The sequence below is a fragment of the Gordonia sp. SMJS1 genome, from assembly GCF_029866425.1.
In the GTDB taxonomy this organism is placed as follows: Bacteria; Actinomycetota; Actinomycetes; order Mycobacteriales; family Mycobacteriaceae; genus Gordonia; species Gordonia hongkongensis.
Window position 1 is genome coordinate 900,441 of the sequence record NZ_CP123381.1, and the last position, 16,960, is coordinate 917,400.

Genomic DNA, 16,960 nt, shown 5'->3' on the forward strand with positions numbered 1-16,960 from the left:
CGGAACTCCTCGGGAAGCGGACCGGGTGGTGACCCGGTGGTGCGGGATGGGATGGGGTGCGGTCAGCGCATGAGGCCGGAGAGCACGCCCGAGATGGCGGCCCGGACATCCGTGGTCTCGATGCGCATCAGGTCGTCCTGGCTGAGTGAGTCGAAGTCGCCTGCGGTGCTGAGCCGGAACTCGCGCTCCTCCTCGGCCGCCTCGATGATGTTGCGGATGAAACGGCCGTTGCCGGCGAGATCGGTGGCGCGCCGCGCGGTGCCCTGATGCTCGCGGACGTCGTGGTACAGCGGAGCGCACGCCTGCTCGATCTCGAGCATCGCCTCCCGGGTCAACGACGAATCGCGTTTGCGCGCAATGAAATCGGCGATGCGGGCGAGCTCGTCGGGAGTGTAGGAGTCGAACCGCACCCGGCGCGCGAAGCGCGACGCCAGTCCGTCGTTGGAGGCGAGGAACCGATCGATCTCGGCGTCGTAACCGGCGATGATCACGACCAGCCGGTCACGGTCGTCCTCCATCCGGGCCAACAGGGTGTCGACGGCTTCGCGACCGAACGCGTCGCCGCCGGACAGCCCCTGCTGGATGAGCGTGTACGCCTCGTCGATGAACAGGACGCCGTCCATCGCGGAGTCGATGAGCGCCGCGGTCTTGATGGCGGTGCTGCCGAGGTGTTCACCGACCATGTCGCGGCGCGTGGCCTCGACGACCTTGTCGGATTTGATGAAGCCGAGGCCGCAGTAGATCTTGGCGACGATGCGGGCCACGGTCGTCTTGCCGGTGCCGGGCGGTCCGGTGAAAGCCAGGTGCAGGCTGCGGGCCGACGTCGACAGCCCGCGGTCGGCGCGGACCTTCGCCAGGGTCGCGGTGGACTGCAGTTTGGCCACCTGCTGCTTGACCGACTCGAGCCCGATCTGTTCGGCCAGCTCCCGTTGCGCCTCGGTCACCAGCGAATTCTGTTCAGCGGGGTCCCCGGAGGTCGACACCAGGGTCTCGGCGCGATCGGGCACCGACTTCGGGTCCCACCGGTCGGTGCGCTCGGCGATCTGCTCGGGCGTCGTGGGGGGCATCCGGTAGGAGGGCGACCGGATGGCGTCGGCCGCGCCGGTCAGCGACGGGTCACGGGCGTAGGCCTGCTCGAACATCGACTTCGCCTTCTCCTCGTGGCCCTGCTCGCGCAGCGCGAGGCCGTAGACGAAGATCGCCTGCGTCGAACAGGACGGGATCGGGCCGTCGACCGCGTTCTGCAGGCGCCGCATGCCCTCGCCGTACATGCCGAGATGCACGCACGACGTCCCGGCCATGAAGTCGGCGACGGCCTGCATGTACGGGTCGTTCCACCGGTCGGACCTGGTCAGCGAGGTCAGGACGTCGGGCCAGCGCTGGGTGGCGAAGTGCAGGAACGCGCGGACGAAATCCACGATCGGCACGCGGTGCGCCGGGGGTACCTCGTCGAGGACCTCTTCCGCACCGGCGAAGTCCGCGCCGCGGACCAGACTGGCCGCGTAGGCCGCGGTCGCCTCGACGGCATTCGACGCCGGGAAGTCGATCAGCATCCCGGTGTACCAGCGCCCCGCGATCGTGCCGGGCGGGAGCCCGAGCCGGCGCTGCTCCGCGCCGATCGACCCGCGGGCACGATAGAGGCCCAGGAGGACCTCGTTGCTGCTGTCGCCGCAGGCCAGCCGGCCGATCCAGGCGTCGCCCAGGGCCGGGTCCCATTCGGTCGCACGGGTGAAGGCCTTGGCGGCCTGAGCGGGATTGTCGACCGGTTCCTGACCTTCGACCGGGATGTTCAGGGACAGGACGCCGAGTTCGAAGAGTGCCCTCGCCTTGCGGACATCGGCCATCGTTTCCCCCTGTGTCGTCCCATCGGCGCACACCGACCCCGAACCGTTCTCCCCGGGTACCACGACGACACACCCCGGGGGGCGGTCGCCGGAGACAGAGTATCGCTAGACCGGCGTGACATCCGTCGCAGATCTCCCAGGGCGCGCACCCGAGGCGCCCCGGCGGCCGCAACCGCCCGCGCACGCCTAGACTTGTCCGGGTGAGTGCCCAGGTGGATACCGTCTCAGCCGCTGCCCAGACCCCGGACCATCCGCAACCCTTCCGCGAACTCGGTCTCAAGGACGACGAGTACGCGCGCATCCGCGAGATCCTGGGTCGCCGGCCCACCGACGCGGAGCTCGCCATGTACTCGGTCATGTGGTCCGAGCACTGCAGCTACAAGTCGTCGAAAGTGCACCTGCGCTACTTCGGTGAGACCACCACCGACGAGATGCGCGCAAGCATGCTGGCCGGCATCGGCGAGAACGCCGGCGTCGTCGACATCGGTGACGGGTGGGCGGTGACCTTCAAGGTCGAATCGCACAACCATCCGAGCTATGTCGAGCCGTACCAGGGCGCCGCCACCGGAGTCGGTGGCATCGTGCGCGACATCATGGCCATGGGCGCACGCCCGATCGCGGTCATGGATCAGCTGCGCTTTGGCCCGGCCGACGCCCCGGACACCCGGCGCGTCGTCGACGGTGTGGTGCGCGGCGTGGGTGGCTACGGCAACTCCCTCGGCCTACCCAATGTCGGCGGTGAGACCGTCTTCGACGCCAGCTACGCGGGCAACCCGCTCGTCAACGCGCTGTGCGCGGGCGTGCTGCGCACCGAGGACCTGCACCTGGCCTTCGCCTCGGGCGCGGGCAACAAGATCATCCTGTTCGGTGCGCGCACCGGTCTCGACGGCATCGGCGGTGTCTCGGTCCTGGCATCGGAGACCTTCGACGATTCCGAGGGCTCGGGTCCGAATCGCAAGAAGCTGCCCAGTGTCCAGGTCGGCGACCCGTTCACCGAGAAGGTGCTCATCGAGTGCTGCCTCGAGCTCTACCACGCCGGACTCGTCGTGGGCATCCAGGATCTCGGCGGTGCCGGATTGTCCTGTGCCACGAGCGAACTCGCCGCAGCCGGTGACGGCGGCATGCACATCGACCTGGAGAAGGTGCCGATGCGCGCCGAGGGCATGACCCCGGCGGAGGTGCTCTCCAGCGAGTCGCAGGAACGCATGTGTGCCGTCGTGACCCCGGACAACGTCGAGAAATTCCTCGAGGTCTGCCGCAAGTGGGATGTGCTCGCGACCGTCATCGGCGAGGTCACCGACGGCGATCAGCTGGTCATCACCTGGCACGGCGAGACCGTCGTCGACGTGCCGCCGCGCACCGTCGCCCACGACGGTCCGGTCTACGAGCGTCCGGTCGCCCGTCCCGACTGGCAGGACACGGTCATCGCGTCGACGACCGAACCGCTGCAGCGCCCGAGCACACCCGACCAGCTGCGCGAGACGCTGCTGGCCATGCTCGCCTCGCCCGCGCTGTGCAGCCGCAAGTTCATCACCGACCAATACGACCGCTACGTGCGCGGCAACACCGTCCTGGCCGAGCACGCCGACTCGGGGATGATCCGCATCGACGAGGAGTCCGGGCGCGGCATCGCACTGGCGACCGACGCGTCGGGCCGCTACACGTTCCTCAATCCCTACCGCGGCGCGCAGCTCGCGCTCGCCGAGGCCTACCGCAACGTCGCGGTGTCCGGGGCGACGCCGAAGGCCGTGACCAACTGCCTCAACTTCGGTTCCCCGGAGGACCCGGCGGTGATGTGGCAGTTCCAGCAGGCGGTCCGGGGACTCGCCGACGGCTGCGCCCAGCTCGGCATCCCGGTCACCGGCGGCAACGTGAGCTTCTACAACCAGACGGGCGCGACGGCCATCCTGCCGACCCCGGTCGTGGGCGTCCTCGGCGTCATCGACGATGTGCACCGCCGCATCCCGACCGGCATCGGAACCGAACCCGGTGAGACACTCATCCTGCTCGGTGAGACCCGCGACGAATTCGACGGCTCGATCTGGGCCCAGGTCAGTCACGACCACCTCGGTGGCGTCCCGCCGCAGGTCGACCTCGAACGCGAACGTCTGCTCGCCGATATCCTGTCCGCATCGTCGCGCGACGGATTGATCTCCGCGGCACACGATCTCAGCGAGGGCGGCCTCATCCAGACCGTCGTCGAGGCGGCCCTGGCCGGCGAGACCGGCTGCCGCGTCCTGCTGCCCGAGGACGCCGACCCGTTCGTCTGGCTGTTCTCCGAGTCGGCCGGGCGCGTGCTCGTCGCGGTCCCGCGCACCGAGGAATCGCGGTTCACCGCCATGCTCGACGCGCGTTCGATGCCGTGGACACGCATCGGTGTGGTCGACCAGGGCAGCGACGCCGTCGAGGTCCAGGACTACTTCTCGGTGCCCCTCGCCGAACTCCGTGAGGCGCACGAGGGCACCCTCCCGAAGTTGTTCGGCGACACGGTCTAGGACACGCCGTAGTTGCATCACGCAACGGTCCGGCCTGCGAGGATTCCGTTGTATGTCAATGGAATCAATATCGTTTCCAGGCATGTCGCGCCCGGTGACGAACGGTTACGCTCCTGGAGTTCTCTGACCGAGTCGAAAGGGCGCAGATGAGCTACCCCAATGATCCGAACCAGCCGCCGAACTACGGCGCGGGTGGCTACGGACAGCAGCCGTACGGCGGGTTCCCGGGCGGCAATCCGGCCGGCCCGGAACCCGACAACAACCTCGTGTGGGCGATCCTGTCCACGGTGCTCTGCTGTCTGCCGCTCGGGATCGTGTCGATCGTGAAGTCGACCTCGGTCAGCAAGCTGTGGGCCGCCGGCGACTACGCCGGTGCGCAGAAGGCGGCCGACGAGGCGAAGAAGTGGGCGATGTGGAGTGCGATCTCGTCGGTCATCATCTGGGTCCTGATCATCATCGTCTATGTCGTCCTCTTCGTCATCCTCCTCGGCGCCTCCGCGTCCACGTCCACGTACTGAGCGTTTCGAGAGGGCCGTCCTCGGACGGGTGTCGGCCCTTTCGAAGCATCGGTACCTCGGTCCGGCGACGGTCGTCGCCGGGACCGGGATGGTCTGCGCGGCCGTGTGGTTCGCCGATCCGACGACACCGGGCGGTGCCCTGCCGGTCTGTCCGACCAAGCTGATCTTCGGGGTGACGTGCCCGGGCTGCGGGTCGCTACGGGCGATCTACTCGCTGCTGCACGGCGATGTCCCGGCGGCGCTGCACTACAACGCCCTCGGCGTGCTCGCGATGGGGTTGCTGCTCTTCGCCTTCGGCGCGTACTGCCTGCGACTGTGGACCGGCCGCCGGGTTCGCAGCTGGCAGCACCTCCGCTACTCCGGGGTCGTCGTGCTGGTGGTCGTGCTTGCCTGGTTCGTCGTCCGCAACATCCCCGTCGAACCGTTATGGTCACTGCACGTCTGAGCGTCGGGTGCCGCCGCGGATCCAGCGCACCAGGCGCGAACCGGGATCGCGTGCGGGGGCGTCGAGGTCGAGCGTCGCCAGGGCCTCGGGATCATCGGTCGTGATCTGATCGACCCGTAACTCCAGCAGTCGCCTGATGTCCGGGATGACGCGCGGTCCGACCCGCGTCACCGTGTACCCGTCAACGAGCCGACCGCGCTCGTGGAACGCGCCGATCAGGTCGTGGCCGCGGTGGTCGGCCGCCAGTATCAGCCGGTTCTCCAGGTACACCATCTCGGCCTTCGGCGATGCCGCCACCGCGCGATCGACGAAGCCGTCGAAATCCCCGGAGCGGATCGCCGCGTCGGCGGCACCGTGATGGCAAGGGTCGTAACCGATCCGGATGCCCGGTGCGGCCGAGGTCAACGTGTCGACCGCCGCGGCGTCGCCGCACGACAAGATGTAGTGCCGAGCGTGGGGTGCGACACTGCGGGCGAACACCGCCACGGCCTCGGGATCGAGCGCGGCGTCGTCCTCCTTGAAGTCGAGCTGGAGGGACGCGGTGGGCGCGATGTCGACGCCGTCGAAGAGTTCGGTCAGGTCCTCGAGCAGGAGGACGTGCTCGTCGACGGGCCGGCCGCGGTTGTCCCGCAGGGACAGTTCCCGCAGATACGACACCGGGAGCGCGGACACCGCGCCGGTGCCGGTGGTGGCGTGGTCGACCGTGCGGTCGTGCAGGACGGCGAAACCGCGCTCGGCGTGGATCACCAGATCGATCTCGACACTCGCGCCGAGCCGCATGCCCTCGACGATCCGGGTCGAGGTGAACGCCGTGTCGTCGGCGCGCCGCCGGCCGCGGTGCCACTTGAGCATCGTCCGATGGCCGTCGTGGTCGATGTGGATCGGGGCGGCGGGGTCCGGGGGCGACGTCGCGGTCACAGCTCCCGACTCTAGTGGTGTGCCTCGGAAATAAACGACTGGTCTCCAGCGCTCGATCGGCGCCTGGCTGCGTTGTCGTCGGTCGAGATAGCTCCGCTATCCCTCCCTCCTCCGCCTTGCCAGACCACCGATCGCTCCACCGGATACCGGCCACCTATTTCCGAGACACACCACTGGCGAGGCGCATCTCGCCGAATCCGCACGGCGAAGTTGGAACGTGTTCTAGTTTGGATCGCATGACATTGCGCGTGGTCGAGTGGTCGACCGGAACCGTCGGACGACATGCCATCGCCGGGATCGACGCCCGGCCCGACCTCGAACTCGTGGGTGTGTGGGTGTCCGACCCCGCCAAGGTCGGCAAGGATGCCGGCGAACTCGCCGGGCTCGACCGTGAGCTGGGTGTCGCGGCGACCGGCGACCGCGACGCGCTGATCGCCCTGAAACCCGACTGCATCGTGCACACCGCGATGACCGACGACCGCGTGCTGGAGTCGATCGAGGACCTCATCCACTTCGTGGAGAACGGGATCAACGTGGTGTCGAGCGGACCGGTGGTCCTGCAGTTCCCCCATGGCATCCTGCCCGACTCGCTGCTGGATCGGATCGCCGCCGCGGGTGCGGCGGGTGGCGCGAGCCTCCACGTCAACGGCATCGACCCGGGTTTCGCGAATGACGCACTGCCGCTGGCGATGACGAGTCTCTCCCAGCGCATCGACGAGATCCGCTGTCAGGAGATCGCCGACTACTCGACCTACTACCAGCCGGTCGTCATGCGAGACCTGTTCGGCTTCGGGCAACCACTGGACGCCACGCCGCTGCTGTTCGCGCCGGGCATCCTGTCGATGGGGTGGGGGAGTGTCGTGCGACAGATCGCCGCGGGCCTCGACCTCGTGCTCGACGAGCCGCTTGTCGAACGCGTCGATCGGGTGGCGGCCGATCGTGACTACTCCACGGTCTCCGTCGAGATCCCCGAGGGCACGATGGCCGCGGTGCGCTTCGAGGTCGTCGGCCAGGTCGACGGCGTGGATCGCGTTGTGCTGGAGCACTACACGCGCACCCATCCCGACCAATGCCCGGACTGGCCTACCCCGCACGAGGGCGACGGTTGCTATCGCATCAGCATCTCCGGAGAACCCGAGATGACCGTCGAGTTCGGGCATCACGGCGAGAACGGCGACCACAACGTCTCCGGCATGATCGTCACCGCGATGCGTCTAGTCAATTCCGTTGCGGCGGTTGTCGATGCGAAACCCGGCCTGGTCACCGCGCTCGACCTCCCGCTCGTGACGGGTCGGGGGCTCTTCGTGCAGAAGTAGCCGCGCTCGACGACGGCGGGCGATGTGATCCGACAGGCGCGAGTCATCGACTGGCGAGTAACTCCATGAGGTGTGCTTCGACGAGGGACGGCCTGGGTGTGCGTGGTCCTGGGCGGGGTGGTCGGACGTCGATGACGTGGCTGGTTTTCAACCATGATCGGCGCGCGTCATGTGGGCGTGGCTCATCGCCGGACGTGGTGCGTCCGTGGATCTCTCGCCGCACCTGTTCTAGGTGGGCCTGCAACCGCTTGGGTATGTCGGGTCGGCGGTTGATGTGTTCGGGGTTGGGTGGCGCGCCGGGTTCGGCGTTGAGTCGCCAGGCGCAGCGGCCTTCGTCGGGTCCGTCGCGGACTACCCGTGTTGTGTATTGGCCGGGCTGGTCGCCGACCATCCGGTTGTGTCGGGGACAGGCCGGTGCGAGGTCGTCGATGTCGGTGAGACCGCCTTTGGCCCAGTCCTTCTGGGCGTGATGCATGTCGACCTGGGTGGCGGGCTGATCGCAACCGGGAGCCGAGCACACCTCCCCGTCAGGGCGGGCGAACGAGACGAGGCGTTGTTCGCGGGTCGCGAGGCGTTTGCCGCGCCCGAAATGTAGGGGGACGGTGGTGGCGTCTTTGAAGATCGCCAACCACGGCTGGACCTCACCGGCCATCGCGATCAGGTCCCGGATGGGCAGCAGGGTGCCGGTGGCGGTGGTGGCGAGTCCGGCTTCTCGGATCAGGTCCCCGAGGTCGGCTTTGACGATCAGTTGCACGGGCAGGCCTCGGTGCGAGGTGCCGAGAGTCCCGTCGGCGAAGCCTGCGGCCAGGGCGGCGTCGAGGGCGTCGTGATTCGTCTGGGCGAGGGTGCGGCCGTCGCGGTCGGCTGCGGCTGTGAGGGCTTCGGGGTCGGCGGCTCCGGCCGGTCCGCTGGGTGAGGCGGGGTCGTCGGGGTTGTTGAGTCCGGGTTTGCCCCAGACGGCGAACATCATGGTGAGTCGGGCGGCGAGTGCGGGTGTCAGGGTGCCGGAGATCTTGGCGGTGCCATCGGCGCGTTGCCGACCGATCCACAGGCCGCGGCGTCGTTTCTGGTCGGTGTCGTCGGTCAGTGTGCCGTCGGGGTCGAGGTGGGCAAGCAGGCGGGCACCGAGTTGGGTGATCTCGGCGGGGGTGTGGGCTTCGGCGATCTCGGCCATCTGTCGTTCGGCGGCGACCTTGATGTCGTGGTCGATGGTGCCCGGGATGCGGTCGAGGACGTCGAGGGTGGCTTGTACGTGGGCGGTGCCGACTGCGCCTTGTGCGAAAGATTCGGCGAGGCAGGGGTATTCGGGTGGGAGGACCTCGCCGCCGAGGCTGGTCCGGTGGGCGGTGGCGTCCATCTGCTTACGGCGGCGCATCGGGTTCGACACCCGTAGCCGATGTGTCATGAACTGCATCAGGGTGCGGCAGCCGGCCTTGCGGGGCAGGTCGCGGGCCTCGACCTGATCGATCTGCCGGTCTCCGGCGACGGTCAGACGCGCGATGGCGCGTTCGGTCTCCGCGGCCACCTCGGCCAGTTCGGCATCGGTACACGGCGACAAATCCACCGACTGCAGTTTGTCCAGGGTGCGATGCAGATCAGCCACCAACTCGACCACCCGGGGAGCCGGCACGGACGCGTCGTCGGTGTGTGTGATGCCGGACATGACGGTGACCTCCCCCCGAGAACCGTTGCAGCGAATGTACGTTCGAGTGTACACGAGTCCGGCGGGTCTAGCCACGAAAACAATTGCCCGGCAATATGAATCAGAGTCATTGCGTTGCGGGAACTTGTCGGTGGGCGCCGGTAGGATCTCGCGGGACGACGACCACGTTGTCTGGGTCGGGCGGCATCATCGCCACGACGGCAGGCCGCGCCTCGAGTTGAGCGCGCAGTTCCTGCCGTCTGTGTGACTACTCGACGCCGCCCGTCGACGCGGGGACCCTGATGCTGCAGTCGCAGCACGAATGTCGTTTCCAGCGGAGTTGCTCGGCCGCGACGATAGCATTCTGGGCGGCGAGTGCTCGACGATCAGCCCTGGCGCGCCTTGAATCTGGGGTTGCCCTTGTTGATCACGTAGATGCGCCCCTTGCGCTTGACCACTTGTGAACCGGGTTGGTTCTTCAACGACCGGATGGATGCACGGACCTTCAACGGAGCCTCCTTAATGGAAATTGTTTCCATTAAAGCAGGTCCGTCGACGAGCGCCGAGGCGGGTGTCAGACCTCCCAGGTGTGCACCGGCTCGCCCTCGTGCATCTGGGTGACGTAGTCGCGGAGCATCCCGTGCAGCGCCTGTGTCCGGCTCTCGCCCGCGCGTTCGCGGGCCGCGACCGCCTGGCGTTGCCAGACCGATCCCGTCTGGCGGGAGATGCAGCGGCCCTCGATGACCGACAGGTAGCGCTTGCGGGCCTTGTCGGAGACGCCGAACCGCTGCAAACCGTCCTCGGCGAGCACGAGCAGCCGGCGCAGGACGAGTTCGTCGGGTCGCACCCAGCCGACGTCGGGCCAGTAGAGCTGCGACTCCATGCCGGTGCGGGCGCCGGACTGCAGGTTCTCGGCGGCGGCGTTGAACGACATCCGCGACCACAGCGGCCGGTCGGATTCGACGAGGCCCCGGACGACGCCGTAGTAGAACGCGGCGTTGGCCATCGTGTCGACGACCGTGGGACCGGCGGGCAGCACGCGGTTCTCGACGCGCAGGTGGGCCTGTCCCTCGTGGATGTCGTAGACCGGACGGTTCCAGCGGTAGACGGTCCCGTTGTGCAGACGCAGTTCGTCGAGGGTGGGGATGCGTCCGTCGTCGAGCTCGGCGAGCGGGTCGGTGTCGGTGCAGACGGGGAGGAGCGCGGGGAAATAGCGCGTGTTCTCCTCGAAGAGGTCGAAGATCGTGTTGATCCACCGCTCTCCGAACCACACTCGCGGCCGGACACCCTGGTTCTTCAGCTCCAGCGGCCGGGTGTCGGTGGCCTGTTCGAAGACCGGGATGCGGCTCTCGTGCCACAACGCGGTCTCGGCGAGGAAGGGCGAGTTCCCGGCCAGGGCGACCTGCACCCCGGCGATGGCCTGTGCCGCATTCCAGTGCGAGGCGAAGTCTTCCGGCGCCACCCGCAAGTGAAGCTGTAGTGAGGTGCAGGCCGCCTCGGGCAGGATCGAATCGGTCGAGGTGCGCAGGTGCTCGGTGTGGTGTCCATCGGTCAGCGGGACGCCGGTGATGTCGATCTCGAGATCCTCGCCGCGGGCGGCGAAGATCTGCTCGTTCAGCAGGTCGTAGCGCGGGTTCGCCGAGATCCAGTGATGCGCGAAGTGTTCGGACTTCAGTGTCGGCAACATGCCGATCATGACCAGGTGGCTCGACGTCTGTGCGGCCCGCTGCTCGGCCCGGTTGAGCGACGTCCGCAACGCCTGCTCGAGCGAGATCGTATCGTCGGTCGTGAACGGTCGCGGCGAGACGTTGATCTCGATGTTGAACTGGCCGAGTTCGGTCTGATAGTCCGGATCGGCGATCGCCTCGAGGACGGCGGCGTTCGCCATCGCGGGTTGCATGTCCTCGTCGACGAGGTTCAGTTCGACCTCCATGCCGAGCAACGGCTTCGGCGGACGGCCCTGATCGGTGAACAGCCCGTCGGCGAGCATCCGCGCGATCGCTTCCGTGCCGCGACCCACCTGACGCCGGAAACGAACCCGGTCCTCGCCGGTGAACTGCTGTTTGGACACCTCGGCTCCCATGCGGTCAATACTGCCCGATCCGCATCGGCGCGAACCCCCTTGCGAAGATGGCCGGGTGCCACCACGCAGGAGAGTGGACCCCGCCGAGGTCCGGGCCGCGGTGCTGGCCGTCTCGGACTGGCTCGTCGACCCGACCGTGCCGACCCCGGGACGCGCCGCCCTCGCCGACGCCGTCCGTCGATCGGCCCGGACACTCGAGCAGCTCGCCCCCGGGAACTCGGTCGAGGTCCGGATGCCCCCGTTCGTCGCGGTCCAGTGCATCGAAGGTCCCCGTCACACCCGCGGAACGCCGCCGAACGTCGTCGAGATGGCGCCGCGGACCTGGCTGCTCCTCGTCACCGGTGTCCTCACCTACGACGACGCCCTCGCCGCGGGCCTGGTGGATGCGTCCGGGCATCGCGCGGCACTCATCGCCGACCTGCTGCCGCTCATCCCGATCGGCCCGCCGGGCGACCGGGAGTAGGAGTGTGATGCATCACTCGACCGGGGCGTCGGGAATGACCCGCCGGTCGACACCGCTGGAAGATTCGCATCGGGAGCCGACCGACCCGTAAACTCACGCGTGTCTCCCAGCCCACTCGACGGACCGATTCGCAGCCCCAGGGAGCTAGTCGATGCCTGATCATTCGATCGCCCACATGAACCTGCTCGCTGCCACGACGCCGGCGGGCGGATGCTCCGCACGCGGCTCGGGTGCGATCAATCCGGCCCCGCTGGACGATCTCGAGAACGAACCGCGTGAGGAATGCGGTGTCTTCGGTGTCTGGGCGCCCGGCGAGGACGTCGCCAAGCTGAGTTACTACGGCCTCTACGCCCTGCAGCACCGCGGCCAGGAAGCCGCGGGCATCGCCGTCGGCGACGGCAGCCAGGTGGTCGTGTTCAAGGACCTCGGACTCGTCAGCCAGGTCTTCGACGAGCAGACCCTGGGTGCGATGAGCGGGCATGTGGCGATCGGCCACTGCCGGTACTCCACCACCGGCTCGACGACCTGGGAGAACTCGCAGCCGATCTTCCGCACCACCGACGCCGGGACCGGCGTCGCCCTGGGCCACAACGGCAACCTGGTCAACACCGCGGACCTCGCGGCGCGTGCACGCGAGCAGGGGATCAAGAGTTCGGCGGCGACGTCGGACTCCGATGTCGTCGGTGCGCTCCTCGCGCACGGCGCCGCGGACAGCTCGATCGAGCAGGCCGCGATGGAACTGCTGCCCACCCTCAAGGGCGCGTTCTGCCTGACCTTCATGGATGAGCACACGCTCTACGCCGCGCGCGATCCGCACGGTGTGCGCCCGCTGTCACTCGGCCGCCTCGACCGCGGCTGGGTCGTCGCCTCGGAGACCGCCGCCCTCGACATCGTGGGTGCGTCGTTCGTCCGCGACATCGAGCCGGGCGAGCTCCTGGCCATCGACGCCGACGGCGTGCGCAGCACGCGCTTCGCCGAGCCGACCCCCAGCGGCTGCGTCTTCGAATACGTCTATCTCGCCCGTCCCGACTCGGTGATCCACGGTCGTTCGGTGCATTCGACCCGCGTCGAGATCGGTCGCCGACTCGCCAAGGAACACCCCGCCGACGGTGACCTGGTCATCCCGGTACCGGAGTCGGGCGTGCCGGCGGCCGTCGGGTTCGCCCAGGAATCCGGGATTCCGTACGGCCAGGGACTGATGAAGAACGCCTACGTCGGCCGTACCTTCATCCAGCCGTCGCAGACGATCCGCCAGCTCGGTATCCGCCTAAAGCTCAATCCGTTACGCGAGGTGATCCGCGGCAAACGGCTCGTCGTCGTCGACGACTCGATCGTGCGCGGCAACACCCAGCGCGCGCTCATCCGGATGCTGCGCGAGGCCGGTGCCGCCGAGGTGCACGTCCGCATCGCGTCGAGCCCGGTCCGGTGGCCGTGCTTCTACGGGATCGACTTCGCGTCCCCGGCGGAACTGATCGCCAACGGCATGGAGTCCGAGGCCGGAATGGTCGAGGGGGTCCGGCAGGCCATCGGTGCCGATTCGCTGGGGTACATCAGCATCGACGAGATGATCAACTCGACCGGGCAGGCCGCGTCGAGCCTCTGCGCTGCGTGCTTCGACGGCAAGTACCCGATCGAGCTGCCCAAGGAGACCTCGATGGGCAAGGCGGTCCTCGAACAGATGCTGGCGAGCGCGGCCGGCGACCGCTCGGTGGACCCGCTGACCCAGCCGAACGACAACGTCAGCGCGGTCATGCGGCCCTGATTTCGTGCCGTAGGCCCTCCGGTACCGTATGACCCGTCGGCGAACACGCCGGAAACAACGTTCGACCGAGATTTTCTGGAACGGGAGTGCTGCGGTGATGACGGAGCGGGATGCTGCTGCCGACGAGACGGCCGGGAGCTCGACACCGGCGTCGTATGCGGCGGCCGGGGTCGACATCGACGCCGGTGAGCGGGCTGTGGAACTCATCGCGCCCCATGCCAAGCGTGCGTCTCGCCCGGAGGTTCTCGGCGGGATCGGCGGTTTCTCCGGTCTGTTCGCACTCAAGGGCAACTATCGGGAGCCGGTCCTGGCCGCTGCCAGCGACGGCGTCGGCACCAAGCTCGCCGTTGCACAGGCCATCGACAAGCACGACACCGTCGGCCGCGATCTCGTCGCAATGTGTGTCGACGACCTGGTCGTCTGCGGCGCCGAGCCGCTGTTCCTGCAGGACTACATCGCGGTCGGCAAGGTGGTCCCCGAGACGGTGGCCCAGATCGTCGCCGGCATCGCCGACGGCTGCGTCGAAGCCGGTTGCGCCCTGCTCGGCGGCGAGACCGCCGAACACCCCGGCCTGATGCAGGACAACCACTACGACATGTCCGCCACCGCGGTCGGTGTCGTCGAAGCCGACAACGTGCTCACCCCGGACCGCGTCCGCGCCGGCGACGTCGTCATCGGCATGGGGTCGTCGGGATTGCACTCCAACGGGTATTCGCTCGCCCGCAAGGTGCTGCTCGAGTGGGGTCACATGGACCTGTTCGGTCATGTCGAGGAGTTCGGTCGCACCCTGGGCGAGGAGCTGCTCGAGCCGACCCGGATCTATGCCCGCGACTGCCTGGCCCTGATCGCCGAGGCTGACGTGCGTACATTCGCGCACATCACCGGCGGCGGCCTCGCCGAGAACCTCGCGCGTGTGATCCCGAACGGGCTGGTGGCCGAGCTCGAGCGCAACACGTGGACGCCGGCCCCGATCTTCGCGCTCATCGGTCAGCGCGGCCGGGTCGAACAGCTCGAGATGGAACGCACCTTCAACATGGGCGTCGGCATGGTGGCGGTCGTCGCGCCGGAGGACACCGACCGCGCGCAGGCCGTGCTGACGGCACGGCACGTCGACAACTGGGTCCTCGGCACCGTCAAGCGCGCGAGTGACCGCTCGGACAACGACTCTCGCGTCACCCTGCTCGGGGAGCACCCGCGCTTCTAGCGCGATCGGTGAATCCGCAACTCTCGCAGGAACATTGGAGCGGGGGAGCAGCCGCACACACAACACCGACGCCCGCCGGAGGGATTCCCCGGCTCTTCCCAGATGAGGGTGTAGGTCGGCCGAACGCGTCGGTCCGCAGGTAGACGTCGAGGTCTCCCGACGATGGAGGTTCCTACGCCATCCATCCGAAAGACCTCGACGTGACCGACGCTACCCCGCCGGCAGGCTTCGGCCGCCCTGACCTGACCGCCTTCGCGTCTCATCCCAATCGACCCTGATCGAGTCTGCTGACCCCCTCGACGAGAACGCAGCGACATCACAGCCACCCAACCCCGACCGTCCGGGAAGCCTCGACACGTCACATGGCCTGTGCTGCGGGCGTGTCGAGTGGGTCGTCCAGGGGCGACGCAGGAGCGTCGACGCGACGTGCTGAGAGGTGGTTCCAGTCGAGCACTTAGGACACCGGCTACAGGCATGGCGATAGGTCAGGAACGGCGTCGCTCCCTACGCAGGAGGGAGCGCAGAGTCTCGGCGTTCGCGTAGCCGACCCGTAGCGCGATCTCGGCGGAGGTGAGGTCCGTGGTTGCTGAGAGGTGCCGAGCTCGTTCGATGCGAAGCCGTTGGACGAAGCCGAGCGGAGTGAGGTTGAGCGCCGCACGGACTCGTCGTTCGAGGGTGCGCCGGCTGGTGCCGAGCGACTGCGCGACGAAGGCGACGTTGAACGGTTCGTCCAGGCGGGCGCGCACGAAGCGTTCGAACTCGACGACGATCGGGTCCTCGTGCCGAAGATGTTCGTAGGCGACGAAGGCCGCCTGCGACGGACGCTCGTCGATGATGAGGAGCTTGGCGACATGTTGGGCCAGGTCGGGGCTGATCGATCGCACGAGTGAGAGCGCGAGGTCGATGTGGGCGAACGCGGCGCCGGCGGTGACGAGGTTCCCGTCGACCACGACCATGGTGTCGAGATCGAGGGCGACGGTCGGATAGCGCTTCAGGAACTCCGGCCCCAGGAACCAGCTGGTCGTCGCCCGCCGATGATGCATCCGTCCGGTCTCGGCGACAGCGAACACGCCGGTGCACGCCGCGGCGATCCGGGTGGTCGCGTCGTCGAGGCGCCCGAGCGAGGCGATGACCGAACGAGCATCTCGGCTCTGGAGGGCGTCGTTGGTAGCGGCGGCCGTGAGGGTTCCAAGCGCAGGGACGACGACCACGTCGAACTCTGCGGACTCCGACAGCGGGTGGTCCACCGACAGGGTCATCGATGCCGTCGTGGTCACTCTCCGTTTCGGTCCGAGGATGGCGAGTTCGATCGGGTCGATCCGCGGGTCGACATCGCCGCGGGCTCCGTCGGCCACCCGCACGATGTCGATGACCGACGCGACAGCCGAACCGAAGCAGCCGTCGATCGCGATCAGTCCGATACGCATGGCGCGAACAATAGCAATACTGCCGTATACGCCACTTCTCACATGCCCTTGCTCGCCATACGCTGAACTCGCTTCACCAAGAAACCTCGACACCTAGGAGAACCCCTCATGTCCACACCCGCATCACTTCCGTATGCCTTCGTCGCCAAGATCGTCGCAGCCGATGGACAGCACGACGCGCTCGCCGATCTGCTCGCCGGCGCTGTCGCGCTCGCCAACGAAGAAGTAGGAACGATTGTCTGGTTCGCGGTCAGGACCCACGCCGACACCTTCTGGATCTTCGATGCATTCCCTGACGAGGCCGCTCGCGACGCCCACGCCAACGGCGCCATCGTCGCAGCCCTGATGGCCAACCAGCACCTCCTCGGCGCAGCACCCGAGATCCTTCCGGCCGACGTCCTCGCGTCCAAGCTCCCGTAGTCCGCCAACGCACTAGACGATCGCGCCCCGCCGAGCCGTCGCCAGGTCGCGACGCAACGCAACGCCACGCTGCGTTGCCGAGCGGTGCGAGGCCTATCGGCACACGGACAGGATGCCGGCCGCGAGCGCTCAGCCGGCGAGGGGTCCGTCGCAGAGGAGAGCGACGTCGGTGTCGGGCAGAGCCGTGAGGCCAGCGCATCGCGCGACCACCAGAACCGAATCGCCCCTGCCCTGCGTTTCCGCAGGTCAGGGGCTGTTCGCCGGAGCCGCCTGTCGGAATCGAACCGACGACCTAATCACGTCGGCTTTGCGTCTATCGCTTGATGCGCCCACTGGGCGAACGAGCCGCTGACCTGCGCAAACGCCGAGCGTGGGGGACGCCGCCATCCGGTGGTGACCGACGACGACCGACCAGTACCGACC

At 68.0% G+C, this 16,960-nt stretch carries 14 protein-coding genes; 8 read left to right on the forward strand and 6 right to left on the reverse strand.

Annotation, left to right across the window (positions count from 1 at the left end; genetic code table 11):
* Nucleotides 1-62: 62 nt before the first annotated feature.
* Nucleotides 63-1,844, reverse strand: coding sequence for a type VII secretion AAA-ATPase EccA (eccA, locus tag QAD21_RS04215; RefSeq protein ID WP_068972221.1), 1,782 nt, complete (start codon nt 1,842-1,844; stop codon nt 63-65).
* Between the two features lie 200 nt (nt 1,845-2,044).
* Between eccA and purL the strand changes: the two genes are divergently transcribed.
* From purL to QAD21_RS04230, 3 genes are all read left to right on the forward strand, one after another.
* Nucleotides 2,045-4,339 (forward strand): phosphoribosylformylglycinamidine synthase subunit PurL, encoded by a 2,295-nt coding sequence (gene purL / locus QAD21_RS04220; protein ID WP_171011706.1) that lies wholly within the window; start codon nt 2,045-2,047, stop codon nt 4,337-4,339.
* 146 nt (nt 4,340-4,485) lie between these two features.
* On the forward strand, nt 4,486-4,857 hold the full coding sequence (locus QAD21_RS04225; RefSeq protein WP_058252586.1) for a CD225/dispanin family protein: 372 nt from the start codon (nt 4,486-4,488) through the stop codon (nt 4,855-4,857).
* Between the two features lie 88 nt (nt 4,858-4,945).
* The gene (locus QAD21_RS04230) at nt 4,946-5,302 is read left to right on the forward strand and encodes a DUF2752 domain-containing protein (RefSeq protein ID WP_068972231.1); all 357 of its coding nucleotides are present in this window, start codon (nt 4,946-4,948) and stop codon (nt 5,300-5,302) included.
* Here the strand turns inward: QAD21_RS04230 and QAD21_RS04235 are convergent.
* Nucleotides 5,288-6,154 (reverse strand): glycerophosphodiester phosphodiesterase family protein, encoded by an 867-nt coding sequence (locus tag QAD21_RS04235; RefSeq protein WP_068972232.1) that lies wholly within the window; start codon nt 6,152-6,154, stop codon nt 5,288-5,290. The genes QAD21_RS04230 and QAD21_RS04235 overlap by 15 nt on opposite strands.
* A 302-nt stretch (nt 6,155-6,456) precedes the next feature.
* Between QAD21_RS04235 and QAD21_RS04240 the strand changes: the two genes are divergently transcribed.
* Nucleotides 6,457-7,536: a diacylglycerol kinase gene (locus QAD21_RS04240; protein ID WP_068972219.1), complete on the forward strand. Its 1,080-nt coding sequence runs from the start codon at nt 6,457-6,459 to the stop codon at nt 7,534-7,536.
* Nucleotides 7,537-7,579: 43 nt separating this feature from the next.
* Here QAD21_RS04240 and QAD21_RS04245 read toward each other — a convergent pair whose 3' ends face one another.
* The 3 genes from QAD21_RS04245 to QAD21_RS04255 all read right to left on the reverse strand — a co-directional run bounded on the left by QAD21_RS04245 (nt 7,580) and on the right by QAD21_RS04255 (nt 11,261).
* Nucleotides 7,580-9,199 (reverse strand): HNH endonuclease signature motif containing protein, encoded by a 1,620-nt coding sequence (locus tag QAD21_RS04245; RefSeq protein WP_280360558.1) that lies wholly within the window; start codon nt 9,197-9,199, stop codon nt 7,580-7,582.
* Nucleotides 9,200-9,564: 365 nt separating this feature from the next.
* Nucleotides 9,565-9,687: a type B 50S ribosomal protein L36 gene (ykgO, locus tag QAD21_RS04250; protein ID WP_033205406.1), complete on the reverse strand. Its 123-nt coding sequence runs from the start codon at nt 9,685-9,687 to the stop codon at nt 9,565-9,567.
* Nucleotides 9,688-9,752: 65 nt separating this feature from the next.
* Entirely contained in the window at nt 9,753-11,261 is a 1,509-nt protein-coding gene (locus QAD21_RS04255; RefSeq protein WP_068972217.1) for a glutamate--cysteine ligase, read from the reverse strand.
* Nucleotides 11,262-11,316: 55 nt separating this feature from the next.
* Here QAD21_RS04255 and QAD21_RS04260 point away from each other — a divergent pair, with 55 nt between their 5' ends.
* The 3 genes from QAD21_RS04260 (at nt 11,317) to purM (ending at nt 14,690) form a co-directional block, all read left to right on the forward strand.
* The gene (locus QAD21_RS04260; protein ID WP_068972216.1) at nt 11,317-11,724 is read left to right on the forward strand and encodes a sterol carrier family protein; all 408 of its coding nucleotides are present in this window, start codon (nt 11,317-11,319) and stop codon (nt 11,722-11,724) included.
* A gap of 151 nt (nt 11,725-11,875) precedes the next feature.
* Nucleotides 11,876-13,486, forward strand: coding sequence for an amidophosphoribosyltransferase (gene purF, locus QAD21_RS04265; RefSeq protein WP_065629157.1), 1,611 nt, complete (start codon nt 11,876-11,878; stop codon nt 13,484-13,486).
* Between the two features lie 97 nt (nt 13,487-13,583).
* Nucleotides 13,584-14,690 (forward strand): phosphoribosylformylglycinamidine cyclo-ligase, encoded by a 1,107-nt coding sequence (gene purM, locus QAD21_RS04270; protein ID WP_065629158.1) that lies wholly within the window; start codon nt 13,584-13,586, stop codon nt 14,688-14,690.
* Nucleotides 14,691-15,175: 485 nt separating this feature from the next.
* Here purM and QAD21_RS04275 read toward each other — a convergent pair whose 3' ends face one another.
* Nucleotides 15,176-16,117, reverse strand: coding sequence for a helix-turn-helix domain-containing protein (locus QAD21_RS04275; protein ID WP_003941078.1), 942 nt, complete (start codon nt 16,115-16,117; stop codon nt 15,176-15,178).
* 108 nt (nt 16,118-16,225) lie between these two features.
* Between QAD21_RS04275 and QAD21_RS04280 the strand changes: the two genes are divergently transcribed.
* Entirely contained in the window at nt 16,226-16,537 is a 312-nt protein-coding gene (locus QAD21_RS04280; RefSeq protein ID WP_048547633.1) for an antibiotic biosynthesis monooxygenase, read from the forward strand.
* Nucleotides 16,538-16,960: the final 423 nt, after the last annotated feature.